Genomic DNA, 23,906 nt, shown 5'->3' on the forward strand with positions numbered 1-23,906 from the left:
AAGTGGTCTATGCCACTTTCTACCTCACCCATCGGACCTGACCAATTGGTCACATCACTCCGGAGAGGTGAGCCGTGCCGCGTCGCTCTGCCGCCCTGCTCGTGCTGGCTCTCGCGCTGTCCGCCTGCGGAACCTCCGGCGGGGGAGGTGGGGGCAGGGAGGAGATCACCGTCTGGCTGATGAGGGACACCGCGACCGACGAGTTCGTGCAGCGGTTCGAGACCGAGTTCGAACGCGAGCACACCGGGTTCGACGTCAAGGTCCAGATCCAGGAGTGGAACGGCATCACGCAGAAGGTGACCAGCGCGCTGGCCAGCACCGACCCGCCCGACGTGATCGAGGTCGGCAACACCCAGGTCGCGCAGTACGTGGCCAGCAAGGGCGTCACCGACCTGAGCGACAAGAAGGCCGAGCTGGGCGGTGACGACTGGGTCCCGGGTCTCGCCGAACCCGGCGCGGTGGACGGCAAGCAGTTCGGCGTCCCGTTCTACGCGGCCAACCGGGTGGTGATCTACCGCAAGGACCTCTTCGCCGCCGCGAACGTCACGCCGCCCACGACCCGCGCGGAGTGGCTGGAGACCACGCGCAAGCTCGACCAGGGCGACCAGCAGGGCATCTACCTGCCCGGCCAGAACTGGTACACCCTCGCCGGCTTCGTCTGGGACGAGGGCGGCGACCTCGCGCAGGAGTCGGGCGGCAGCTGGAAGGGCGCGCTCAACACCCCGCAGGCGTTGGCGGGCATGGACTTCTACCGGCAGCTCCAAGCACTCGGCGACGGTCCCAGAGACTCCGACGAGGCCAAGCCGCAGCAGACCGACGTCGTCGCCACCGGCAAGGTCGCCCAGTACATCGCGGCACCCGGCTCGGCGAAGCTCGTCGCCAAGGCCAACCCGGCGCTCGCCGACCAGCTCGGCTTCTTCCCGGTCCCCGGCAAGACCGCCGACCGGCCGGGCGCGGTGTTCACCGGCGGTTCCGACCTGATCATCCCGCTCGCGTCGAGCCGGCAGAGCGGTGCCTACGAGGTCGTCAAGGCGCTCGCGGGCGAGCAGTGGCAGGTCGAGCTGGCAAAGACGATGAACTACGTGCCGAACCGCAGGTCGCTCGCCACGAAGATCGGTGACGACCCCGGCACGACCGCCATGGCCAAGGGTGCGGCCAACGGGCACGCCACCCCGAACTCGCCGAACTGGGCCGCCGTCGAGGCGCGCAACCCGATCAAGGAGTTCCAGACCGCCGTGCTGACCGGCACCGACCCGGCCACCGCCGCGGCGCGGGCCGACGCGGTGATCACCCAAGCCCTCAACTCGGGCAAGTAGTGGCGACGCTCGTGGTGGAGCGGCCGGTGACAGCGGCCGCTCCACCCTCCCCGAAGCGCCGCAAGCGCGTGGTGCTGCCGTACCTGCTGATCGCGCCGACCGTGCTCACCACCGCGTACCTGCTGGTGTACCCGTTGGTGCGCAACGTGGTCATCTCGTTCCAGCGGTTCGGGCTGCCCGAGCTGGTGCGCGGTGACGCGCAGTTCGTCGGGTTCGCCAACTACGCCGAGGTGCTGGCCGACCCGGAGTTCTGGGCCGTGGTGCGCAGGACGCTGTGGTTCACCGCGGTCAACGTCGTGCTGATCATGGTGCTGTCCACGCTGGTCGCGCTGCTGCTGATGCGGCTGGGGAGGTGGTTGCGGCTGCTGGTGATGGGCGGGCTGGTGCTCACCTGGGCCACGCCGGTCATCGCGGCCACCACGGTGTTCCAGTGGCTCTTCCAGTCCCGGCTGGGCGTGGTCAACTGGCTGCTCGTCGCGCTCGGGTTCGAGCACTACCGCGACTACACGTGGTTCGCCGACGGCGAGGCCACGTTCGGCATCCTCGTCGGCCTGGTCGTCTGGCAGTCCGTGCCGTTCGCCGCCTTGTCGTTGTACGCCGCGATGGTCACAGTGCCGACTGAACTGTACGAGTCGGCGCGGATCGACGGCGCCGGCGCGTGGCGGGTGTTCACCACGATCACCTTCCCGCTGCTGAGGGCGATGTTCGGCCTGGTCACGTGCCTGGAGGTGATCTGGGTGGCCAAGGCGTTCGTGCAGATCTGGGTGGTCAGCCAGGGCGGGCCCGGCCAGTCGACGACGACGCTGCCGGTGTACGCCTTCCAGGTCGCGCAGTCGTTGCAGCGCTACGACCTCGGCGCCGCGGTGTCGATGCTCATGGTGCTGCTGCTGGTGATCGCGCTGCTCGCGTACTTCCGCGTGCTCTACCGGCAGGAGCGGGAAGCATGACCGGGCGGGTGCTCAGGACGGTCGCGGCGCTCGTCGTGTTCGCCGTGGCGGTGTTCCCGGTGTACTGGATGGTGCTGACCGCGATCAAGCCGACGCGGGACATCCAGAGCGCGACACCGACGTTCCTGCCGGTGTCGGTCACGTTCGAGCACTTCGGCACCGCGATCTCGGCGCACGGCTTCTCCTCGTTCTGGCGCAACAGCCTGCTCGTGGCGGGCGGCGCGGTGCTGCTGGCGCTGCTGGTGGCCCTGCTCGCGGCCTACGCCGTGGCGCGGCTGCGGTGGCGGGGGCGGCGGGCGTTCGTTCTGATGGTGTTCATCGCGCAGATGACGCCGTGGGAGGCGTTGCTGATCCCGATCTACGTGATCGCGCGCGACACCGGCATGCTCGACACGCTCTGGATGCTCACGCTGGTCTACTTCATGATCACGCTGCCGTTCACGATCGTCACGCTGCGCGGGTTCCTCGCGGCCATCCCGCCGGACCTGGAGGAGGCGGCGCTGGTCGACGGCTGCTCGCGCGGGCAGGCGTTCCGGCGGGTGGTCTTCCCGCTGCTCGCACCGGGGTTGCTGGCGACCTCGCTGTTCGGGTTCATCACGGCCTGGAACGAGTTCGCGTTCGCCAACGTGCTGATCATCAAGGACCAGGACGACCGCACGCTGCCGGTGTGGCTGTCGTCGTTCCAGAACACCTTCGGCACCGACTGGGGCGCCACGATGGCCGCCTCGACGCTGTTCATGCTGCCGGTGCTGCTGATCTTCGTCGTGCTGCAGGGCCGGGTCACGACCGGCATCGTCGGGGGAGCGGTGAAGGGATGACACCAGTGCTCGTGCCACAGCCCATGCGCGTGGTCGCCAGGGGCAAGGGGTTCACGCTCACCGCGGAGACCGGGATCAGGCCCGCCCCCGGTGCGGAGGGCGCCGCGCGGCTGCTGCGCGCGGTGCTGCGACCGGCCACCGGGCTGCCGCTGCCCTCGACCGCCGACGGGCGGATCGTCGTGGCGCTGGACGAACGGCTCGTCGGGCTCGGTGCAGAAGGCTACGCGCTGACCGTCAACGAGCACGGCGTCCTGCTGCGCGCCGGCACGACCGCCGGCCTGGGGCACGGCGTCCAGACGATCCGGCAGCTGCTGCCACCGCAGGTCTACCGGTCCACGCGGGTGTCCGATGTGGACTGGGTGCTGCCGGGTGTGGACGTGCGGGACGTGCCGCGGCTGCCGTGGCGCGGGCTGATGCTCGACGTCGCACGGCACTTCCAGCCGGTGCACGTGCTGCGCCGGTTCGTCGACCTGATGGCCGTGCACAAGCTGAACGTCCTGCACCTGCACCTGACCGACGACCAGGGCTGGCGGCTGCCGGTGCCCGGCTACCCGCGGCTGACCGAGGTCGGCGGGTGGCGGCCGGAGACGAACGGCGACGGCGTCCCGCACGGCGGCAGCTACACGCGCGCCGAGCTGGAGGGGCTGGTGGCGCACGCGGCCGACCGCGGGGTGCGGATCGTGCCGGAGGTCGAGATGCCCGGTCACGCCCGTGCCGCCATCGCCGCCTACCCCGAGCTGGGTGACGGGCGGAACCTGCCGGTCTGGACCGGCTGGGGCATCAGCGACTCGGCGTTCAACCGGGACGCGGTGCGGTTCTGCCGGGACGTGCTCGCCGAGGTCGTTGACATCTTCCCCGGTCAGCACGTCCACATCGGCGGTGACGAGTGCCCGCTGCCGGAGGAGGAACGGGGCTGGTTCCTGCGCCAGGCCGTGGAGTTCCTGCTGGACAACGGCCGCACACCGGTCGCGTGGGAACCGACCGGCGACCCGCGGTCGGTCGTGATGCCGTGGCGCGACGCCGACCAGGCCGTGGCGGCGCTGCGGCGCGGCCAGGACGTCGTGATGGCGCCGCACACCTCGACCTACCTGGACTACCCGCAGTCCGACTCGCCCGGCGAACCACCGGGCCAGCCCGGTTTCGTGGTGACCGCGCAGGACGTCTACCACGTGCCGCTGCCCGAGGGCGTGCTCGGCGCCCAGTGCCAGCTCTGGACCGAGCACGTCCGCACCCGCCACCACCTGGAACACCAGGCCTTCCCCCGCCTGGCCGCCCTCGCCGACACGCTCTGGGCCGCCACACCGTCGTGGGAGGGCTTCGTGACCCGCATGCGGCCGCACAACGCCCGGCTCGCCGAGCTGGGCCTCCGTCCACTCCAGACCAGAGAGGAGCTCGTCTCCCGGTCCACCCCTGCCGTACCCAGGAGAGACTCGTGAAGAAACGCACCCTGACCGCACTCACCGCAGCCGCGCTGACGGTCGCGGGCCTCGCGACCGCGCCGTCGGCGTTCGCCGCCGACGCCCTCACCGCGCACCACCGCACCAGCGCCGCCGCCGCGTCCGTCGACCAGGTCGAACCGTGGCTGAAGGTCGTCAACACCGGCACCACCACCGTTCCGCTGTCCGAGGTGAAGGTCCGCTACTACTTCCAGTCCGACACCCCGGACGTCGGCTACCGGTTCGCCTGCTCGTGGGCCGTGCGCGGCTGCGGCAACGTCACCGGCCAGTTCGGCACCCTGTCCGGCGGCCCCGCCGACCGCTACCTGGAGGTCGGCTTCACCGCGGGCGCCGGCACGCTGAGCCCCGGCACCGACACCGGTGACCTGCAACTGCGGTTCTACCGCAGCAACTGGAGCCGGATCGTCCAGAGCGACGACTACTCCTACCGCGCCGACTCGACCTACTCGGCGTGGAACCGGGTGACCGTGCACCGCGGCGGCACCCTGCTGTGGGGCACCCCGCCCGGCGGCACCGGCCCGACGACGAGCACGACGACCACCACGCCGTCCAACCCCGGCAGCGGTCCCGCGCTCTTCGACGACTTCAACTACGCGAGCTCCGGCGACAGCCGCATCGCCCAGCGCGGCTGGACCGTGCGTTCCGGCGGTGGCGGCCCCGGCGTGCCCGGTGCCACCTGGGACCCGTCGCGGGTCACGTTCCCGACCGTGGGCGGCCAGAAGGTCATGCGCCTGGACTCGTGGAACAACGGCTCGGCCGCCGCGCAGACCGAGGTGTTCCACCAGCGCAAGTTCTTCGAGGGCACCTACGCCGCGCGCGTGAAGTTCTCCGACGCCCCCGTGTTCGGCCCGGACGGCGACCACGTGGTGCAGACGTTCTTCACCATCACGCCGCTGAACGCGCCGATGGACCCGAACTACGGCGAGCTCGACTTCGAGTACCTGCCCAACGGCGGCTGGGGCGAACCGGCCAACATCATGTACGAGACGACCTGGGAGACCTACCAGAACGAGCCGTGGGTGGCCGACAACGTCCACACCGAGCAGCGGCAGAGCTGGGCGGGCTGGCACGACCTCGTGATCCAGGTCGGCGGCGGCCGGGTGAAGTACTTCATCGACGGCACGCAGGTCGCCGACCACGGTGACAGGTACTACCCGGAGACGCCGATGTCGATCAACTTCAACCTGTGGTTCATCTCCGGCGGCCTGGTCGGCAGCGGTGCGGAGCGGGCCTACCAGCAGGAGGTCGACTGGGTGTACTTCGCGAAGGACCGCGTCCTCTCGCCCGCGCAGGTGACGTCCGCGGTGAACGGCTACCGCGGCTCCGGCGTGGACCACGTCGACAACGTGTGAGTGCCCCCGGGCCCGGAGATCCGCGCTGTCAGTGCGGGCTCCGGGCCCTTCGCCGTCTCCACGTCGGCTTGCAGCGCGCGCAGCTGCGGGGTGATGTCGTCGGGGTGTTCGACGTGGAAGTGCCGCAGCTCCAGGCCTTGCGGTGCGGTGGTCGCGGGTGACGGGGTGGTGCCCCAGCTGATCAGGAACGGGATCACACCGCCCTGCAGCGCGTTCGTGGTGAGGCGCCAGGTGACCAGGCCACCCTCCGGGGTGCGCCGCTGGCCGTCGATGACGGGTCCGGGGTCGTGGCCGTTCGCCGCCGCGTGGTCCCGTGCCGCGTCGATGTCGTCGGTGGCGAGGGCCCAGCCGACGAGACCGGGTCCGGTCATGCCGTCCACGCCGAACGGCCGGGGCAGGGCCGGCTCGGGTTGCGCCGGGTCGGGGGCGATGAGCTCCAGGTAGGTGTGCGGGCCGAGGGCGAGCAACCGGTTGTGGGTGCCCATGCCGACGTGCTGCCCGCCGCCGGCGGCGCGGACGCCGAAGAGCCGCTCGAACTCGTCGACCCCGGCCTCCAGGTCCGGGACCGCGTACACCAGGTGGTCGATCCGCACGAGCGCCTCCTTCAGTCCGTCTTGGCGAGGTATACCCACGCGGGGCCGGAACCGAGCGCCACGAGCACGCGCCGGTAGTCGTCGACCTCGTACACGTCCGCCGCGGCCAGCTCCTCGGCGGTGACGGTCAGTACGGTGCCCTTGGTGGTGTCGGCGGGGTCGCCGGTGCGGCGGACGATCGGGTGCCGGTCGGTGCCGCTGACCGCGACCACGTCCGGGTCGGTGATCGTGACCCAGTCCTGCCGGTGGCCGGGCAGCACGTCCGGTTCGCCCGCGAGCACCCGGCCGAAGCGTTCGCGTTGCACCGCCTCCAGCTGCAGGGTGCCGTAGGAGAACAGCCGGGCGGTGGCGCCGGCCGGGCCGCCGATGCGGCGCAGCACGGGGTGCGCGACGTCGTCGTTGCCGACCACGACGGTGGCCCTGCCGACGGGGTTCGCCTCGGCGAGGTACCGGCGGCTCGCGGCGTGGTAGCGGTGCTCGAACGTGTGCGCCGCCTCCGCCGCGCCGCCCAGCAGTTCGGCGTCCCGCCGGGTGCCGCGGGTCTTGGCGACCTCGAACGCCGTGTCGACGAAGACGACCTCGTCCCAGGTCAGGTCGCGTTGCAGGAAGCTGCCGTCCACGACGAGGACGAGGTCGTCGGCGGCGGTCAGCGGCGGTTCGTCGACCGGGGTGTCGGCGCGCAGGTCGAGGATGCGCTCGCGGTAGCGGCGGTCACCACCGGGACCGAGCGGGCCGAGGACCTCGCGGGCGACCGCGGCGAAGTCGTAGGCGTCGGCGTAGTAGCCGTCCGCGGAGTCGCGGCCCCGCCGGTGGCGGTGGGCGCGCGGGTGGTGGAAGCCGTCCATGGACAGGTGGGCGGCGGGACGGCCCCGCTCGGCGACGGCGGCGGTGAGCTCGCGGGCGAGGGTGGTCTTGCCGGCCGCGGTGACGCCGTCGACGGCCACGCGCAGCGGGTGTCCGGGGTCCCGGCTCGCGAGGTGGTCGGCGATCCGGGCCACGACCCTGGCCCGCGCCGTGGAAGTGATCATGGGATCAGGGTACGGGCGGGGGGTGAGCGGGACGCGGGGTGCCAGGGGTGCGCCTGGGAGCGGGACGCGGGCGCGCTGGGCGTGTGCGGGGGTGCGGGGCGGGCTGGGCTGAGCGGGACGCGGGGTGCGCGGGGTGCGGGGGCGGGCGGGATTGCGGGACGCGGGCGCGCTGGGGGTGTGCGGGGGTGCGGGGCGGGCTGGGCTGACCGAGACGCGGGGTGCGCGGGGTGCGGGGGCGCTGGGGCGGGCGGGATTGCGGGACGCGGGTGCACCGGCACGCGGGTGCGGTGGCTGGCGGGGGCAGGACGCGCGGTGGTGCGCCGGACGGGCGAGCACCCGGCGGTGTGTTCCGCAGAAGCCGCCATCGGGTGGCTCTTGTGTCCGCAGGCGCGGGACATAGGATGCGCATCATGCCGAATCTGCGGATCACCGAGGCCGCCGCCCTCCTGGGCGTCAGCGACGACACCGTGCGCCGGTGGGTCGACCAGGGGCGGCTCGCGGCCACCGTGGCCGAGAACGGGCGCAAGGCGATCGACGGCAAGGAGCTCGCGGCGTTCGCGCAGCGGGTGGCCGAGGGCGCCGAGGCGGGGGCGACGGTGGCGGCGTCGGCGCGCAACCGGATGCGGGGGATCGTGACGCGCGTGCTCAAGGACGGTGTGATGGCGCAGGTCGAGATGCAGGCTGGGCCGTTCCGGGTCGTGTCGCTCATGAGCAGGGAGGCCGCGGACGAGCTCGGCCTCGAGGCCGGGAGCGTGGCGGTCGCGTCGATCAAGTCCACCCACGTCGTCGTCGAGATCCCGGAGGCCTGACCGTGCGTCGTCCGCTCGTGGCACTCATCGCACTGGGGCTCGCGGGGTGCGGGTCCGCCGAGCCGGCGGCCGGGGGGATCGGCGGGGACGTCACGGTGTTCGCCGCCGCGTCGCTCACCGAGACGTTCACGGCGCTGGGCAGGGACTTCGAGGCCGCCCACCCCGGCACGAGGGTCAGGTTCAACTTCGGCGGCAGCTCGGCGCTCGCCCAGCAGCTCACCAACGGCGCGCCCGCCGACGTGTTCGCCAGTGCCGCGCCCGCGAACCTCCAGCAGGTCGCCGACACCGGGGCGATCACCGAGGCGCCGCGCACGTTCGCGAGGAACAGGTTGCGGATCGTGGTGCCCAAGGGCAACCCGGGGAAGGTCACCGGGCTGGCCGACTTCGCCGACCGGGACCGCAAGATCGCCCTGTGCGCGGAGCAGGTGCCGTGCGGTGCCGCCGCCAAGAAGGTCTTCGGCCTCGCCGGGGTGACCCCGCAGCCGGACACGCTGGAGCAGGACGTCAAGGCGGTGCTCACCAAGGTCTCGCTCGGCGAGGTCGACGCGGCCCTGGTCTACAAGACCGACGCCCAGGCCGCGGGGGACAGGGTCGAGGGCATCGCTTTCAGCGAAGCCGACCAGGCCGTCAACGACTACCCGATCGCGCCGCTCGCCAAGGCCCCCAACGCCGCCGCTGCCCGTGCCTTCGTCGAGCTCGTGCTGTCGGAGAAGGGCCGGTCCGCGCTGAGCGCCGCCGGGTTCGACGGGCCGTGACCAGGCGTCACCGGCTGCCGGTCGTCCTCCTGCTGCCCGCGCTGCTCGGGCTGGCGTTCCTGCTGGTGCCGCTGGCCGGGTTGTTGGTGAAGGCGCCGTGGACCGAGCTGCCGGGGCTGCTCAGCGCCGAGGTCGGGGAGGCGTTGCGGCTCAGCCTGGTCTGCGCGTCGATGGCCACCGCGCTGTGCCTGGTGCTCGGCATCCCGCTGGCCTGGCTGCTCGCGCGCTCGGGGCTGCCGGGGCGGGGGTTCCTGCGTGCGCTCGTCACCGTGCCGCTGGTGCTGCCGCCGGTGGTGGGCGGTGTGGCGTTGCTGCTGGTGCTGGGGCGGCGCGGGCTGGTCGGGCAGCACCTGGACGCGTGGTTCGGGATCTCGCTGCCGTTCACGACGGCCGGGGTGGTGCTCGCGGAGGCGTTCGTGGCGATGCCGTTCCTCGTGATCTCCGTCGAGGGGGCGCTGCGGGCCGCCGACCCGCGGTTCGAGGAGGCCGCCGCCACGCTCGGGGCGTCGCGGTGGCTCACGTTCCGGCGGGTCACCCTGCCGTCGGTGCTGCCCGGTGTGGTCGCGGGCGCGGTGCTGTGCTGGGCGCGGGCGCTGGGCGAGTTCGGTGCCACGATCACGTTCGCGGGCAACTTCCCCGGCGAGACCACGACCATGCCGCTGGCCGTCTACCTCGCCCTGGAGACGGACCCGGACGCCGCTGTCGTGCTGAGCGTGGTGCTGCTGGTGGTGTCCGTGGGCGTGCTGGCCGGTCTGCGCGACCGGTGGATCAGCGGGCCGTCATGACCCTGACCGCGTCTCTGCGGGTCACCCGCGCGCACTTCGACCTGGACCTCGACCTCACCATCGCCCCCGGCGAGGTGGTGGCGCTGCTCGGCCCGAACGGCGCGGGCAAGACGACCGCGTTGCGCGCGCTGGCCGGGCTGCAGCAGCTGACCGGCGGGCGGATCGCGGTGGGGGAGTCGGTCTGGGACGGTCCCGGCCGGTACCTGCCGGCCGAGGAACGCCCGATCGGCGTGGTGTTCCAGGACTACCTGCTCTTCGCGCACATGTCGGCGCTGGAGAACGTCGCGTTCGGCCTGCGCGCACGGGGCACCCGCAGGGCCGAGGCCCGTGCGGTGGCCGCGACCTGGCTCGACCGCGTCGGCCTCGCGGACCACGCCGGGGCGAAGCCGCGCGCGTTGTCCGGCGGCCAGGCCCAGCGGGTGGCGCTGGCCCGTGCCCTCGCCACCGGCCCGAGCCTGCTCCTGCTCGACGAACCGCTGGCCGCCCTCGACGCGAGCACGCGCCTCCAGGTGCGTGCCGAGCTCGGCCGGGTGCTCACCGGCTTCACCGGTCACACCCTGCTCGTCACGCACGACCCGCTCGACGCCATGGTGCTGGCCGACCGCCTGGTGATCCTGGAGGACGGCCGCGCCGTCCAGGAGGGACCGCCCGCGGAGGTCGCCCGCCGCCCGCGCACCGACTACGTGGCGAACCTCGTCGGCCTCAACCTCTACCGCGGCACCGCCGACGGCACCGCGGTGGCGCTGGACGAGGGCGGCACCCTGGTCGTCGCCACGCCCGCGCACGGCGCGGTGCACGTGGCGTTCCCGCCCACCGCCGTGGGCCTGCACCTCGACCGGCCCACCGGCAGCCCGCGCAACACGTGGCCGGTGACCGTGGCCGCCGTCGAACAGCACGCCCACACCACGCGGGTGCGGCTGGACGGGAAGGCGTCGGTGCTCGCCGACATCACGACGGCGACCCTCGCCGAGCTGCGGCTGCGGCCGGGGGACGAGGTGTGGGCGGCGGTGAAGGCGACCGAGACGCACACGTACCCGGTCTGACCCCCACCGCCGTCACGACCTCCCCGCCGCTCAGCGGTGGTCGTGCCCGCACAGCAGCGCCGACCCGAGCGCCGTCCGCCGGTGCAGCACGGACAGTCCCCGCCGGACCGTCGTGAGCAGACCCGCCTCCCGCAGCACGGTCGTGTGCCGGCTGACCGCAGACGGCGACGCCCCCAGCCGCGCCGCCAGCTCCGTCGTCGTCGCCCCCGTGCCCACCGCCGCCAGCACCGACGAGCGGGTGGTGCCCAGCAACGCGGCCAGCGCGCCCTCCGGCCGGCTGCCGGAGGAGAGCTGGCGGCGCCACGTCCAGTCGTGGTGCACCGGGTAGACGAGCGTGGGCGGCAGACCGGGGTCGGCCAGCGCGACCGGTGTGCGGCGGCAGAAGTACGACGGCACCAGCCGCAGGCCGCGGCCGCCGAGGTGCAGGTCGCGGTCGTAGGAGTACTGCACCTCCAGCACGGGTGGGCGCCAGTTCATCAACGGCCACATGCCGCGCAGCAGGCCCTCGACACCGTCGAAGCCCGCGCGGTGCACGCGGTCGGTCTCCACCGCGTCCTCGACCAGGTCGGTGTACGGCTCGATCACGGCGCAGTGGTAGCGGGCGAGGGTGCCGGTGAGGTCCTCCAGTGCCGCGCCGTCGCCCTCCACGAGCGGACGCGTCCACTCCGGAGTCGGGCGGATCGCGGCCAGCAGCGAGAACTCCGCGCGCAGGCGGGCGCGCGGAGTCGACCTGATCGCGGCGAGCGCGCTGGACAGCCCGTGCGCACCCTCGGGCGGTGTGAGGAAGTCCGGGAAGTAGGGGCCCAGCGGTGCCAGCACGGACAGCACGCCCACGCCGGCGCGGACCGCCTCCCGCGCGGGGCCGCGCCGGACCGCGCGCAACCACGGCTCGAACAGCAGGCCGCTGTCCCGCTCGGTCAGCCGCAACCAGCTGAACACCATCTCCCACAACGGATCGACGTGATCCGCGACCTGCGTCCGCTCCAGATCTCCTGCCGAGAAATGGATACGCAGCAAAAGCAACCTCCCCCTGAACAGGTCACCGCCAGCAACCGTACCGGGGGAGTCAATCCCTTGTGCCGCACCCGTCTGCGGGTCGTGGTCTCCCGGCGCCGCACCGGCGCTCAGGCGCTCAGGCGCCGAACCAGCGGGGCAGCACCTCCTCCAGGTCGTCCTGGTCGTCACCGGCCCACGCGACGTGTCCGTCCGGCCGCAGCAGCACGGCGGGCACGTCCAGCTCCTCGCTCACGTCGACCACGTGGTCGACCCGGTCAGCCCAGCCCCGCGCCGAGAGCCTGCCGGTCTGGTCGAGCAGCAGGCCGCGGGCGGTGCGTTGCAGCTCGAACAGGCGGCCGTCCTTGAGCCGCACGTCCTTCAGCCGCCGCCCGACCAGCGGGTGGTCGCTGCCGAAGTCGTAGCGGATGCCGACCGCGGTGATCTTCTCGATCAGGTGGCGGGTGACGCCCTCCAGGTCCATCAGCTCGCCGAGCAGCCTGCGCACCGCCTGCGGACCCGGTTCCGGTGTCATCAGCTGCACCTGCGCGCGGGTGTTGTCCAGCACGGCGGCGCCCACCGGGTGCCGTTCGGCGTGGTAGCTGTCGAGCAGGTCGGCGGGCGCCCAGCCGCGGACCGCCGCGGCGAGCTTCCAGCCGAGGTTCACCGCGTCCTGCACACCGAGGTTGAGGCCCTGGCCACCGGCCGGCGGGTGGACGTGGGCCGCGTCGCCCGCCAGGAACGCCCGGCCGGACCGGTAGCGCTCGGCCTGCCGGGTCGCGTCGCTGAACCGGGACGTCCAGCGCGGCGAGTGCACGCCGAAGTCCGTGCCCGCGACGGCGACCAGGCGGCGCCGGAAGTCGTCCAGGGTCGGCGGCGTGCGGTCCTGCCGGACGTCATCGGCCGAGACGACGACGCGGAACGTGTCGCCCATCGGGCCCACGCCGAACCACGGGTTGGTCCTGCGGATCTCCGCCACCCGCGCCGTGAGCTCGTCGAGCGGCATCGTCACCTGCATCTCGCCCAGCAACGTCTCCAGCCGGGCGGGTTCGCCGGGGAAGCCGATGCCGAGCAGCTTGCGGACCGCGCTGCGGCCGCCGTCGCAGCCCACCAGGTAACGGCCGCGCACCGTGCTCCCGTCGGCCAGCGCGGCCGTCACGCCCTCGTCGTCCTGCGTCAGGCCCACGACCTCGCTGCCGCGCCGGACCTCGGCGCCCAGCCCGACGGCGTGCTCGGTGAGCAGCCGGTCGGTCAGCGGCTGCGGGATGCCGAGGATGTAGCCGTGCGCGGTGTCCATGTCCGCGGGCCACGGCTTGAGGATGCCGGCGAAGAACCCGCCCGCCTCGTGCTTCGTCCCCAGCTCCAGGAACTTCTCCAGCAGCCCCCGCTGGTCCATCAGCTCGATGCTGCGCACGTGCAGGCCGAGCGCCCGCACCACCGGCGTCGGCTGCTGCTCCCGTTCCAGCACGACCACGCGCACACCGTGCAGGCGCAGCTCCCCGGCCAGCATGAAGCCGGTGGGCCCGCCGCCGACGATGATCACGTCATACATGTGTTGCTCCCCCGTTCACCAAGCAATGCGCGGTGAAGTGTGGGGCAGGCACGGGGTCTTGTGGCAAGGCCCCCTGTGCGCTATATGTTGAAGTGGGAGGAAGCGCGCTTCCTCCCTTTGTCGTGTGTGGACCCGCTCAGCCGGCGTCGTCCGTGCGGATCGTCTGGATGTGCACCGAGCGTGTGCCGGTGTGCGCGTCGCGGCCGTGCCAGCAGCGGTAGTTGTCGAGCACCAGCACGTCGCCCTCGTCGAGCCGGAACCTCGGCAGTGCCGGCTGCACGCGGGCCACCTCCTCGTCGAGGCGCCGCAGCATCGCCGTGACGTGGTCGCTCCGGGGGTCGCGGTGCAGGGGAGCGGCACCGTCGGTGCGGCGGGTGATGCGCCGCCCGGTGCGCGTGTGCTCGACGTGCCGCGCGACCCGCGGTGTGGCGGGCAGGCCGCGGACGCCGGCCCACCGCCCGTACAGGTCGACGTCGACGTCGGTGAGGAACGCCCGCAGGTCCGCCGGCAGCGAGTCGGTGAACGCGTGCGCGTCGACGACGAACGACTCACCGCCCGACGGCGCCTGCTCGACCAGTTGCAGGAGCACGAAGTCCTCGTCGGGGTGCCGCCGCCGCACCTGCCTGCCGCCGACGTCCACGACGACGTCGAAGCTGTCGGCGTGCAACGGCAGCGGGCCGCCGTCCACGGACCTGCGCGTGCGGTGCGGGTACAGCTCGCGCACCCCGCTGCCGAACAACACCGCCGCCGCCACCGCGAGCGAGCCGGGCTCGACCGGCAGCCCGGTGAGGACCACCGCGCCGGTGCCGGTCAGCGCGGCACGGGCCTGGGGCGAGGTGGCCGGCAGCCGGGCCGGGATCACGACCTGGCCCGGAAGTCGCGCGCCGACGGGACCAGCGCGGCCACCGCGGGAGCGGCGAAGCAGACCACGGCGCACCCGGCGAGCACCGCGGTGGCACCGAAGTGCGCGATGGCGGGGGCGATCAGCGCCAGGCCGACGGGCGCGAGGCCGTACGACATCAGGAAGTCCAAAGAGGACACGCGGGCGAGCTTGGACGGTTCGACCTCGCGCTGGGTGGCGGTGAACCACGGCACGTTGAACAGCTCGATGCCGACACCGGCCACCGCGTAGGCGGCGAGCACGACCGCCGGGTGCACCGGCAGCAGCAGGCTCAGCGGCGCGAACCCGTACAGCGCCAGGCCCGCGAACGCCGTCCAGCCCGCGTGCTTCGGCCGCCAGCGCGCGATCAGCAGGGCGCCGGCGAGCGCGCCGAGCGTGTAGGCGGTGAGGGCGCCGGCGAGCACGGCCTCCGTGCCGTAGCGGTCGCGGCTGACCAGCGGCAGCACCACGCCGGTCGCGGAGTAGCCGGTGGCGATCACGGCCGTCAGCGCGCCCAGGCCGGCCAGGAACCAGGGGTGCCGGCGGGCCTCCCGCACGCCCTCGGCGAACTCGGCGAAGAACCGCGGCCTGCCCGCCGTGCCCGCGAAGTCGTTGCCGCGCGGCGGAACCAGCGCCGCCACCAGCCACAGCGCGCCGATGCCGAGCAGCAGCGCCTCGGTGGTCGCGACGAGCGCGAGCAACGCGGTGAGGCCGGGTGCGACGAGCGTCGTGACGCGGACCGAGAGCGTCATCGCGGCGTTGGCCCGCTGGCGCTGGTCCTCGTGCACCACCTCGGCGGTCAGCGCCTGGAACGCCGGGCGGCACGCGCCCTGGCCCGCGCCCATCGCCACCGCGGCAACCGCCATGAGCGGCAGGGAGCTCCCGACGAAGAACGCGAGCACCGGTGCCGCGACGGCCGCCGTGAGCCCCGACCAGAGCACCACGCGGCGACGGGCGTAGCGGTCGGCCAGCACGCCGCTGATCGGCACCGCGGCGAGGAACCCGGCGGTGCGTGCGGCCAGCAGCACGCCCAGCTCCACCGCGGTGAGGGTGCGGTCGAGCACGGCCAGGCCGAGCACGAACGGCAACGCCCAGGTGGCGATGCCGGACGCGGTGGTCGCCGTCCAGAGCCGCAGGAACGCCACGTTCCTGAGCACGGGGGCGGGTGGGGGCAGTGTGTCGTGAACCACGCGGCCGACCTTCCGGATTGGGGCTTGTGTTGAAAATGGTTGTCGTTACAGTAACGGACACCGCTGTCGTCTCGCACTGGAGGATCCGATGTCACACGCCGCCCGGCTCGGCCTGGCGCTCACCGCCGCGGCGTTCGTCGCCGGCTGCGCCGCACCGGGAGGAGGGGCCGCGCCGACGTCGTCGGTCGTGGTCGACAGCTGCGGCAAGCAGCTGACCTTCACCGGCACGCCGCAGCGGGTCGTCACGCTGGACCAGAACTCCACGGAAACCCTGCTGGCACTGGGGGTCGCCGACCGCATGGCGGGCACGGCCAACCTCAAGACCAAGGTGTCGCCCAGGTTCGCCGAGGCCTACGCGAAGATCCCGGTGCTCTCACCGAAGGTGCTGACCTCCGAACCGTTGCGCGCGGCGAACCCGGACGTCGTGGTGTCGTCGTTCGAGGAGCACTTCACCACCGACCGCGCCGGCACCCGCGACGAGCTCGCGGAGCTGGGCGTGCCGAGCTACGTCAGCGCGGTGAACTGCCCGGACGGCACCACGCCGCCGTTCGAACGGCTGTTCCGCGACTACGAGAACTTCGGCAAGTTCCTCGGGGTGGCCGACAAGGCGAACGCGCTTGCCGCCGAACAACGCGCCGCGGTGGCCGAAGTGCAGGCCGCGGGCGCGAAACGACCCAGGGCGCCCAAGGTCGTGTGGATCTACTCGGTGTTCAAGGACGTGCCGTACGTGGCCGGCCGCGACGGCATGCCGAGCCAGATGAGCAAGATCGCGGGCGCGGTCAACGTGTTCGACGACGTCGCGCAGGAGTGGCCGGAGGTGTCGTGGGAGGAGATCGCGCGGCGCAACCCCGACGTGATCGTGGTCGGTGACCTGTCCGAACGCGGCAACCCCGGTGACAAGGCGAGCGAGAAGCTCGCAATGATGCGCGAGCACCCGGCGGTCGCGCAGCTGGACGCGCTGAAGGGCGGCAGGGTCATCGAGCTGCCCGGCATCGAGATGGACCCGTCGGTGCGCACGGTCGACGCGCTGCGCGCGTTCAGCAAGGGCCTCGACGAGGTCGCGGGTGGCTGACACCGCTGTGCTCGCTGAACCACCCGCACCACCGGAACCGGTCAGGCGCACGCTGACCACGGTGCTGTGTCTCGCTTTCCTCGTCCTCTCGCTCGTGCTCGCCGTCCGCATCGGCGCAGGCACGGGCTGGGCGGAGATCGGCAGGGCCGTCGGTGGGCGCCTCGGGGTGCCGGTCGTGCCGCTGTCCCGGTTGCAGGACTCGCTGATCTGGGACCTGAGGGTGCCGCGGGTGCTGCTCGCCGCGCTGGTGGGCGCCGCGCTCGCCGTGTGCGGTGCCGCGCTGCAGAGCGTCACCCGCAACTCGCTCGCCGACCCCTACCTGCTCGGGGTGTCCTCGGGTGCCTCGACCGGCGCCGTCGTCGTGGTGGTGCTCGGGTTCGGCGGGTCGCGGCTCGGGGTCACGGGAGGTGCGCTGATCGGTGCGCTCGTCGCGTTCTCCGTGCTGATGCTGCTGTTGCGGCGCACCGGGTTGGACTCGGTGCGGGTCGTGCTCACCGGTGTCGTGGTCGGGCAGCTGTTCGCGGCGCTGACGTCGTTGATCCTGCTGTCCTCCGGTGACGCCGACAGCATCCGCGCGGTGACCCACTGGCTGCTCGGGTCGCTGGCGTCGGCGCGCTGGTCGTCGGTCGCCGTGTGCGCGGTCGTGCTCGCACTGGGGTTGCTGGTCGTGTGGTTGTGCTCGGCGGCGCTGGACGGGTTCGCGTTCGGCACCGACACCGCCGCCTCGCTCGGTGTGGACGTGCGGACCACCCGGATCGTGCTGCTGGTGACGACGTCGGTGCTGACCGCCGTCGCCGTGGCGGCCGTCGGGGCGGTCGGGTTCGTCGGGCTGATCGTGCCGCACGGCGTGCGGTTCCTGGTCGGGCCGCTGCACCGGCGGCTGCTGCCGTTGTCGGCGGTGGTCGGCGCGGTGTTCCTGGTGTGGACCGACGCGGTGACGCGCGTGGTGTTCGCGCCGCTGGAGGTGCCGGTCGGCGTGTTCACCGCGCTGCTGGGCGTGCCGCTGTTCCTGCTGGTGCTGCGCAGGAGAGGAGAGCTGTGAGGATCTCCGCGGAGCACCTGGACTGGGGCGTGCCGGGCAAGGCGATCGTGCGGGACGTCGAGCTGGTCGTCGAGCCCGGTGAGACGGTGGGGCTGATCGGCCCCAACGGGTCGGGCAAGTCGTCGCTGCTGCGGTGCCTGGCCGGACTGCGCACACCGGTCGCCGGAGCCGTGCGCTGGGACGGTGCGGACGTGGCGTCGCTGGGTCCCCGCGACCGCGCGCTGCGGCTGGCCTTCGTCGAGCAGACCGCCGACACCGACAGCGACCTGCGCGTCGCCGAGGTCGTGATGCTCGGCCGCACCGCGCACCGGTCGAGCTGGCGCGGACCGGACGCGCACGACCGGGAGGTGGTCGCGGCCGCGCTGGACCGGCTCGACCTGGGCGGGCTGGCGGACCGGCCGTGGAAGCAGCTCTCCGGTGGCGAACGCCAGCGCACGCACCTGGCGCGCGCGCTCGCCCAGGAGACGCGGGCGTTGCTGCTGGACGAGCCGACCAACCACCTGGACGTGCGGCACCAGCTGGAGCTGATGGAGCTCGTCAGCGCCACACCGCAGACCGTCGTGGTGGCGCTGCACGACCTCGCGCAGGCCGCCCGCTACTGCGACCGGCTGGTCCTGCTGCACCGCGGTGCCCTGGTGGCGCAGGGCAGTGCCACCGAGGTGTTGACGGCGCCGTTGTTACGTGAAGTGTTCGAAGTGGACGCCGAGATCGGTCGCGACGGCCTGGGCCACCTGGCCGTCGGCTACCGCGAACCGGCTCGTTGAAGGGGGAGTTGTGACCACAGTGGATGGTTTGGTCGCCGAGGTGCTCGCGAACAGGCACGGGCCTGATCCGGGAGCCGTGGTGGCGACCAGTGTGTTCTGGGTGCACCACGGCACCCGGCTGGCCGGCGGTGACACCACCTACCGCAACCAGTACGTGCTCGTGCGGATCGGGTCGGCGTTCGGCGCCTGCGCGTTCGCCGAGGGCGAGGCCGACCCGGCGGTGTGCGCGGACTACAGCGGCGCGCCGGTCTCCGCGCTGCTGACCGAGGCACCGGCGCCGGTGCGGGTCGCGGCGCTGGACGCGTACCTCGCCTCGGTTCGTCCACACCGGACCTCGGGCGCCGAACGGGTCGTGCTCCCCGTTGGCACGCCGGAGGAACGGGCTCGTGCCCGTGACGCGGCGGTCGCGGGGCTGCTGGACGTCGAGCCGGGTGCCAAGGTCGCGTTGATCGGTGTGGTGAACCCGTTGGTGGCGGCGATCAGGGACCGCGGGGCCGAGTGCCTGCCGTGCGACCTGTCGTTGCGCACCACCCAGTGGGGCGACCCGGTGACACCGGACATGAGGGACGTCCTCGGTGTCGCCGACGCGGTCGTGGCCACCGGCATGACGATCGGCAACGGCACGTTCGACGAGATCCTGCGCACCTGCCGGTCGCGAGACATACCGCTGGTCGTCTACGCGCAGACCGCCAGTGCCGTCGCCCGGCAGTTCCTGGGCAACGGGGTGACCGCGCTGTCCGCGGAACCGTTCCCGTTCTCCCAGTTCAGCGCCGACGAGACAGTCCTGCACCGCTACCGGACCCGGACGTGAGCCCCGTCGTGGACCACCACATCGCCGACACCCTCAGCCGACCCGCCCTGGTGCGCCTCGACGACCGCACCACCTGCCTGCGGTTCGAGACCATGAAGGTCGCCTCCGCGCTGGCCGCCGTGCGCCACCTGCTGGAGTGCGGCACGGTCTGCGCGGGCGACACGCTCGTGGACAGCTCCAGCGGCATCTACGCCCACGCACTGGCGCTGGCCTGCCACCGGCACGGCCTGCACTGCCACATCGTCGCCTCCACCACCGTGGACAAGACGTTGCGGGCACAGCTGGAGATCCTGGGCGCGACGGTCGAACCCATGCCCGCCACCGCGAGCCTGAAGCTCGACCAGAGCCGCCGGGTCGCGCGGGTGCACGAGATCCTGCGCGACAACCCGCGCCACCACTGGATGCGCCAGTACCACGACGACGTGCACTACCTCGGCTACCGGCCCATCGCCGACGCCGTCCGCGCGGAGCTCGGCCCGGTGCCGCTGACCGTCGTCGGCGGCGTGGGCACGGGCGCGTCGACCGGTGCGCTGGCGAAGTTCCTGCGGGAGTCCGATCCGAGCGTGGAACTGGTCGGCGTGCAACCGTTCGACAGCGTCACGTTCGGCAGCGAGCACGTGCACGACCCGGAGATCATCATCGCCGGTATCGGCAGCTCGATCCCGTTCGCCAACGTCGACCACACCCTGTACGACACCGTGCACTGGGTCGGTTTCGACGCGGCGCTGGCGGGCGCGGTGGCGTTGCTGCGCGAGCACGCGATCTTCGCCGGGCTCTCCGCCGGCGCGGCCTACCTCGCGGCGCGGTGGGAACAGCAGCTCGACCCGGACCGGCACGTCGTGCTGCTGGCACCGGACACCGGTCACCGCTACGTGGACGCGGCCTACTCGCGCCACTCCGAGGCGTTGCCGTTGACGGAGCTGGAGCCGCACGACATCACGGCACTGGCCGACATGGACCTGCCGTGGTCGCGGATGCACTGGAACCGCGCCGAGGCACCACCCGCGGCCTCGGCCCGGCAGCCCATCCCCGTCGCATCCTGAGAGGCTCCTTGCTGCCAAGGCGTCTGCAAGTACCACCAACACATGATCGAATCGCCGCTGACCACCACCAACACGTTTGCCGCTCGCCGAAGCAGGCTCCCCTGTCCCCGGGGAACGGGGGAGCTGTTGGTAGTAGGAAGGTGCGTGTTGATGTCGAGTTGGTGGTACTTGCAGATGCTGGGGAGGTGGTCAGTTCAGGTCGAACGTCGGTGTGAACACCCGGTCGAAACCGACCTCGCGGCGCGGACCGGTCATCGTCAGGCCGATCGCCGTGTCGATGTCACCGCTCGACCGGCCCACCCGCAGCTCGACGGCACCGGGGTCGACCTGGCGCCGACCGGCACGGCCGGTGTAGGAGGTCTGGTCGGCGTGCACCACCGCGGTGACGGTGCGGGTCTCGCCCGGTTCGAGGTCGACCTTCACCGCACCGACGAGTGCCTGCACGGGACGGGCGACCTCGGCGACCGGGTCGTGCAGGTACAGCTGCACGACCTCGGTGGTGGGCAGCTCGGTGTCGTTGCGCAGGGTGGTGACCACGCGGCACGTGCCGTCGGTCGGCCACTCCGCCGCGTCGGCCGTCACGGACACCCAGGTGACCGGGGCGTAGGTGAGGCCGTGGCCGAACGGGAACAGCGGGGTCGGGTCGACCGTGCTCACGTCGCTGCGCGCGCCCAGGGGTGCGGTCAGGTAGGTCGACGGCTGGGTGGCACCGGCGCCGGGGAAGCTGACCGGGAGGCGCCCGGACGGGTTCACCCGTCCGCTGAGGACCGCGGCCAGTGCCGCCGCGCCCTCCTCGCCGGGGTAGAAGCCGCACACGGCGGCGGCGAGGCGGTCGATCTGGCGGGACAGCTCGTACGGGCGGCCCGAGAGCAGCACCAGGACGACCGGGGTGCCGGTGGCGATGAGGGCTTCGAGGAGCTCCTCCTGCCGGCCGGGCAGGCGCAGGTCGCTCGCGTCGCAGCCCTCGCCGGAGGACCCGCCGCCGAACAGGCCCGCCTCGTCGCCGAGGACCGCGACGCAGACCTCCGCGCCGGCCGCCGCCTCGACGGCCGCGCGCAGGTCGGCGTCGGTGCCGCCGAGCACGGTGCAGCCGGCGGCGTGCACCACGTCGTGGTCGTCGCCGAGCGCGTCCAGGACGGTCGGCACGTCGATGCCCATCGGCACCTCGGGGTGGTGCTTGCCGACGTGCAGCGGGAACGAGTAGCAGCCCAGCATCGCACCGGGGTCGTTCGCCCGCGGGCCCACCACGGCGACGCGGCGGCGGGAGGTCAGCGGGAGCACGCCCTCGTTGCGCAGCAGCACGATCGAGCGCTCGGCGAGCTGACGGGCGACGGCACGGGAGTCGGCGTCGTCGAGGTCGATGCCCGCGGCACCGTTGTCGGGCTCGGGGGAGAAGTCCGGGTCGAGCAGGCCGAGCTCGCACTTCTGCGCCAGCACGCGGGTCAGCGCCCGGTCCACCAGCGCCTCGTCGACCCGGCCCTCCTGCACGGCGGTCAGCAGCGGGTCGCCGTAGCAGTCCACAGTGGGCAGTTCGACGTCGATGCCGGCGGCGAGCGCCTGTGCCGCGGCGTCCTCCCTGTCGGTCGCCACGGAGTGCAGGCGGTAGAGGAACGGCACGGCGAAGTAGTCGGCCACCACGGTGCCGGTGAAGCCGTAGCCGTCGCGCAGCAGGTCGGTGAGCATCGCGGGGTCGGCCGCGACCGGCACGCCGTCGTTGTCGGTGTAGGAGTTCATCACCGACCTGGCACCCGCGTGCAGGGCCATCTCGAACGGCGGCAGGAGCACGTCGGCCAGCTCGCGCGGGCCGATCGACACCGGCGCGAGGTTGCGGCCGCCCCTGGAGGCCGAGTAACCGGCGAAGTGCTTGAGCGTGGCCACGATCCCCGCGGACTCCAGGCCCGCCACGTAGGCGGCGCCGATGGTGCCGACCAGGTGCGGGTCCTCGGCGATGGTCTCCTCGACCCGGCCCCACCGCAGGTCGCGCGCCACGTCCAGCACCGGCGCGAGACCCTGGTGCACGCCGAGGCGGCGCATCGAGTCGCCGATCAGGGACGTCATGCGGCGCACCAGGTCCGGCTCGAACGAGGCGCCCCAGCACAGCGGTGACGGGAAGGCGGTCGCCTGCCACGCGGCCAGGCCGGTGAGGCACTCCTCGTGCACCATCGCGGGAATCCCGAACCGGGTGCTCGCGATGATCTGCCGCTGGCTGCGGGCGAGGCTGTGCGCGCCCACCTCCGGCGCGATCGGCCGGGTGCCGAACACGCGGGTGAGCTGGCCGATGCCGTGGCGGGTCAGCTCGTCGAAGTCCGGCGGCTCCACGATCAGGTCGTGCTGGTGCGGCGCCATCTCGCCCGCCGAGTCGATGCCGACCCAGATGCCCTGCAGCTGCGCGATCTTCTCGGGCAGGGTCATCCTGGCCATCAGGTCGCGGACGCGGTCCGCCGCGGCGGCGTGCGGGTCGCGCCAGAGTTCTGCCGAGGTGGTGGCTTCGGTCGTCACATGATCTCCAGGGGTCAGGAGGACAGCGCTCGGGTCGAGTGCCGGGCGATCAGCTCGGTTCCGAGCGTGATGTGAGTGCCGTCCGGCGTCTCTCCGTTGATGAGCCGGACGAGCAACGAGACCGCGCGGCGCCCCATCTCGCGGATGGGCTGCTCCACGGTCGTCAGCGCGGGGGCGCACAGCGCCGACTCGGGGATGTTGTCGAAGCCGACCACCGACAGGTCCTCCGGCACGCGCAACCCCATTGCCACAGCGGTTTCGATGGCCGCGATGCCGGTGACGTCGTTCGCGGCGAAGATGGCGGTCGGCCGGTCGGGCAGGCTGAGCAGCTCCCGCGCGGACGCGGCCGCCACGTCGCGGTCGTAGTCACCCGGCCGGACCAGGTCCTCGTCCACCTCGACGCCCGCACCCGCGAGCGCCCTGCGGTACCCGGTTTCGCGCTGCTGGGCGGACTTCAGGTCCGCGCGGCCGGTGAGCAGCGCGATCCTGCGGTGGCCCAGCGCCAGCAGGTGCTCGGTGGCGATCCGGCCACCGGTCAGGTTGTCGGAGTCGACGGTCGGCAGCGCCGCCCGCCCGGTGTGCGGGTCGACCGCCACGACCGGGGTGCCCGGCACCTCCTCCAGGTCCACGGCGGGCGTGACGAGCACGGCGCCGTCGACCAGGGTGCCGCTCAACCGGCTCAGGTACCGGCGTTCCCAGCCCTGCGGGTCACCGGTCCGGCCGCCCGCCGAGTAGACGACGAGCTCGAAACCGGTGCCGCGGATGGCATCCGCCGCTCCCTTGAGCAGTTCGGTGCTGAACGGCTCGATGTCGGCGACCAGGATGCCGATGACGTTCGTGCGGTGGTTGCGCAGGCTCTGCGCGACCAGGCTCGCCTCGTAGCCGAGTTCCTTGATCACCGCCGTCACCCGCGCGAACGTGTCGGCGGAGACGCCGTAGCGCTGGTTGAGGACCTTGGACACGGTGGCCACCGAGACGCCGGCCTGAGCGGCGACGTCACGGATGGTGACACGAGAGCGAGGGGACACGGGGCTGAGACTAGCCGTGTAAAACGTTATCGACAACGATTGACACAGCGACTTCGAAGCGGAATTCTCTCTAGCCACCGCAGGGCATGTGTTCGATCCCGCCCCGTCCTACTCGGCCGAAGTCGTCAG

Annotated in this window: 22 protein-coding genes; 14 read left to right on the top strand and 8 right to left on the bottom strand. The window is 72.7% G+C overall.

Features of this window, described 5'->3' with window-relative positions; genetic code table 11:
* Positions 1-74: 74 nt before the first annotated feature.
* The 5 genes from ACZ7CH_RS09885 to ACZ7CH_RS09905 are packed head-to-tail and all read left to right on the top strand — an operon-like array spanning position 75 to position 5,890.
* Positions 75-1,316, top strand: coding sequence for an extracellular solute-binding protein (locus ACZ7CH_RS09885; protein WP_470373602.1), 1,242 nt, complete (start codon positions 75-77; stop codon positions 1,314-1,316).
* A gap of 26 nt (positions 1,317-1,342) precedes the next feature.
* On the top strand, positions 1,343-2,263 hold the full coding sequence (locus ACZ7CH_RS09890) for a carbohydrate ABC transporter permease (RefSeq protein WP_470373603.1): 921 nt from the start codon (positions 1,343-1,345) through the stop codon (positions 2,261-2,263).
* Entirely contained in the window at positions 2,260-3,081 is an 822-nt protein-coding gene (locus ACZ7CH_RS09895; RefSeq protein WP_470373604.1) for a carbohydrate ABC transporter permease, read from the top strand. Before ACZ7CH_RS09890 ends, ACZ7CH_RS09895 begins: the two co-directional genes overlap by 4 nt.
* Positions 3,078-4,517: a beta-N-acetylhexosaminidase gene (locus ACZ7CH_RS09900; protein WP_360389667.1), complete on the top strand. Its 1,440-nt coding sequence runs from the start codon at positions 3,078-3,080 to the stop codon at positions 4,515-4,517. The genes ACZ7CH_RS09895 and ACZ7CH_RS09900 overlap by 4 nt, the downstream gene beginning before the upstream one ends.
* Positions 4,514-5,890: a cellulose binding domain-containing protein gene (locus ACZ7CH_RS09905; RefSeq protein ID WP_470373605.1), complete on the top strand. Its 1,377-nt coding sequence runs from the start codon at positions 4,514-4,516 to the stop codon at positions 5,888-5,890. Before ACZ7CH_RS09900 ends, ACZ7CH_RS09905 begins: the two co-directional genes overlap by 4 nt.
* Here the strand turns inward: ACZ7CH_RS09905 and ACZ7CH_RS09910 are convergent.
* Together ACZ7CH_RS09910 and ACZ7CH_RS09915 are read right to left on the bottom strand one after the other, a co-directional pair.
* The gene (locus tag ACZ7CH_RS09910; RefSeq protein WP_470373606.1) at positions 5,851-6,483 is read right to left on the bottom strand and encodes a VOC family protein; all 633 of its coding nucleotides are present in this window, start codon (positions 6,481-6,483) and stop codon (positions 5,851-5,853) included. The genes ACZ7CH_RS09905 and ACZ7CH_RS09910 overlap by 40 nt on opposite strands.
* 11 nt (positions 6,484-6,494) lie before the next feature.
* Positions 6,495-7,511 (bottom strand): gamma-glutamylcyclotransferase, encoded by a 1,017-nt coding sequence (locus ACZ7CH_RS09915; RefSeq protein ID WP_470373607.1) that lies wholly within the window; start codon positions 7,509-7,511, stop codon positions 6,495-6,497.
* 410 nt (positions 7,512-7,921) lie between these two features.
* On the opposite strand from ACZ7CH_RS09915, the gene ACZ7CH_RS09920 reads away from it, so the two are divergent.
* Genes ACZ7CH_RS09920 through ACZ7CH_RS09935 form a run of 4 tightly spaced genes read left to right on the top strand, consistent with a single transcriptional unit; the run spans position 7,922 to position 10,903 of the window.
* Positions 7,922-8,320 carry a TOBE domain-containing protein gene (locus ACZ7CH_RS09920; protein WP_470370381.1) on the top strand — a complete coding sequence of 133 codons (399 nt, stop codon included), beginning with the start codon at positions 7,922-7,924 and terminating at the stop codon, positions 8,318-8,320.
* Between the two features lie 17 nt (positions 8,321-8,337).
* Positions 8,338-9,075: a molybdate ABC transporter substrate-binding protein gene (gene modA / locus ACZ7CH_RS09925; protein WP_458431727.1), complete on the top strand. Its 738-nt coding sequence runs from the start codon at positions 8,338-8,340 to the stop codon at positions 9,073-9,075.
* Positions 9,072-9,860: a molybdate ABC transporter permease subunit gene (modB, locus tag ACZ7CH_RS09930; protein WP_470373608.1), complete on the top strand. Its 789-nt coding sequence runs from the start codon at positions 9,072-9,074 to the stop codon at positions 9,858-9,860. The genes modA and modB overlap by 4 nt, the downstream gene beginning before the upstream one ends.
* The gene (locus tag ACZ7CH_RS09935) at positions 9,857-10,903 is read left to right on the top strand and encodes an ABC transporter ATP-binding protein (protein ID WP_470373609.1); all 1,047 of its coding nucleotides are present in this window, start codon (positions 9,857-9,859) and stop codon (positions 10,901-10,903) included. The genes modB and ACZ7CH_RS09935 overlap by 4 nt, the downstream gene beginning before the upstream one ends.
* A gap of 30 nt (positions 10,904-10,933) precedes the next feature.
* Here the strand turns inward: ACZ7CH_RS09935 and ACZ7CH_RS09940 are convergent, their stop codons facing one another.
* The 4 genes from ACZ7CH_RS09940 to ACZ7CH_RS09955 form a co-directional block, all read right to left on the bottom strand.
* The gene (locus ACZ7CH_RS09940) at positions 10,934-11,845 is read right to left on the bottom strand and encodes an ArsR/SmtB family transcription factor (protein WP_458431729.1); all 912 of its coding nucleotides are present in this window, start codon (positions 11,843-11,845) and stop codon (positions 10,934-10,936) included.
* A gap of 190 nt (positions 11,846-12,035) precedes the next feature.
* Positions 12,036-13,448: a rifampin monooxygenase gene (gene rox / locus ACZ7CH_RS09945; RefSeq protein ID WP_360389646.1), complete on the bottom strand. Its 1,413-nt coding sequence runs from the start codon at positions 13,446-13,448 to the stop codon at positions 12,036-12,038.
* 136 nt (positions 13,449-13,584) lie between these two features.
* Entirely contained in the window at positions 13,585-14,310 is a 726-nt protein-coding gene (locus ACZ7CH_RS09950) for a TauD/TfdA family dioxygenase (RefSeq protein ID WP_470373610.1), read from the bottom strand.
* Positions 14,307-15,518 carry an MFS transporter gene (locus tag ACZ7CH_RS09955; protein ID WP_470370386.1) on the bottom strand — a complete coding sequence of 404 codons (1,212 nt, stop codon included), beginning with the start codon at positions 15,516-15,518 and terminating at the stop codon, positions 14,307-14,309. The genes ACZ7CH_RS09950 and ACZ7CH_RS09955 overlap by 4 nt, the downstream gene beginning before the upstream one ends.
* An 88-nt stretch (positions 15,519-15,606) precedes the next feature.
* On the opposite strand from ACZ7CH_RS09955, the gene ACZ7CH_RS09960 reads away from it, so the two are divergent.
* From ACZ7CH_RS09960 to ACZ7CH_RS09980, 5 genes are read left to right on the top strand one after another with little or no spacing between them, the layout of a single operon-like run.
* On the top strand, positions 15,607-16,590 hold the full coding sequence (locus ACZ7CH_RS09960) for an ABC transporter substrate-binding protein (protein ID WP_360389641.1): 984 nt from the start codon (positions 15,607-15,609) through the stop codon (positions 16,588-16,590).
* A complete protein-coding gene (locus ACZ7CH_RS09965) occupies positions 16,583-17,632 on the top strand; it encodes a FecCD family ABC transporter permease (protein ID WP_360389638.1) in 1,050 nt (349 codons plus the stop codon). The genes ACZ7CH_RS09960 and ACZ7CH_RS09965 overlap by 8 nt, the downstream gene beginning before the upstream one ends.
* Positions 17,629-18,396, top strand: coding sequence for an ABC transporter ATP-binding protein (locus ACZ7CH_RS09970; RefSeq protein ID WP_470373611.1), 768 nt, complete (start codon positions 17,629-17,631; stop codon positions 18,394-18,396). The genes ACZ7CH_RS09965 and ACZ7CH_RS09970 overlap by 4 nt, the downstream gene beginning before the upstream one ends.
* A gap of 10 nt (positions 18,397-18,406) precedes the next feature.
* A complete protein-coding gene (locus ACZ7CH_RS09975; RefSeq protein ID WP_470373612.1) occupies positions 18,407-19,207 on the top strand; it encodes a Rossmann-like domain-containing protein in 801 nt (266 codons plus the stop codon).
* Positions 19,204-20,250, top strand: a complete 1,047-nt coding sequence (locus ACZ7CH_RS09980) for a pyridoxal-phosphate dependent enzyme (protein ID WP_458431732.1) — start codon at positions 19,204-19,206, stop codon at positions 20,248-20,250. The genes ACZ7CH_RS09975 and ACZ7CH_RS09980 overlap by 4 nt, the downstream gene beginning before the upstream one ends.
* A gap of 189 nt (positions 20,251-20,439) precedes the next feature.
* Here ACZ7CH_RS09980 and ACZ7CH_RS09985 read toward each other — a convergent pair whose 3' ends face one another.
* Together ACZ7CH_RS09985 and ACZ7CH_RS09990 are read right to left on the bottom strand one after the other, a co-directional pair.
* On the bottom strand, positions 20,440-22,749 hold the full coding sequence (locus ACZ7CH_RS09985; protein WP_470373613.1) for a beta-xylosidase/alpha-l-arabinosidase: 2,310 nt from the start codon (positions 22,747-22,749) through the stop codon (positions 20,440-20,442).
* A gap of 14 nt (positions 22,750-22,763) precedes the next feature.
* Positions 22,764-23,777, bottom strand: coding sequence for a LacI family DNA-binding transcriptional regulator (locus tag ACZ7CH_RS09990; RefSeq protein ID WP_470373614.1), 1,014 nt, complete (start codon positions 23,775-23,777; stop codon positions 22,764-22,766).
* Between the last annotated feature and the right edge of the window lie 129 nt (positions 23,778-23,906).

The sequence above is a fragment of the Lentzea sp. NPDC037011 genome, from assembly GCF_055607425.1.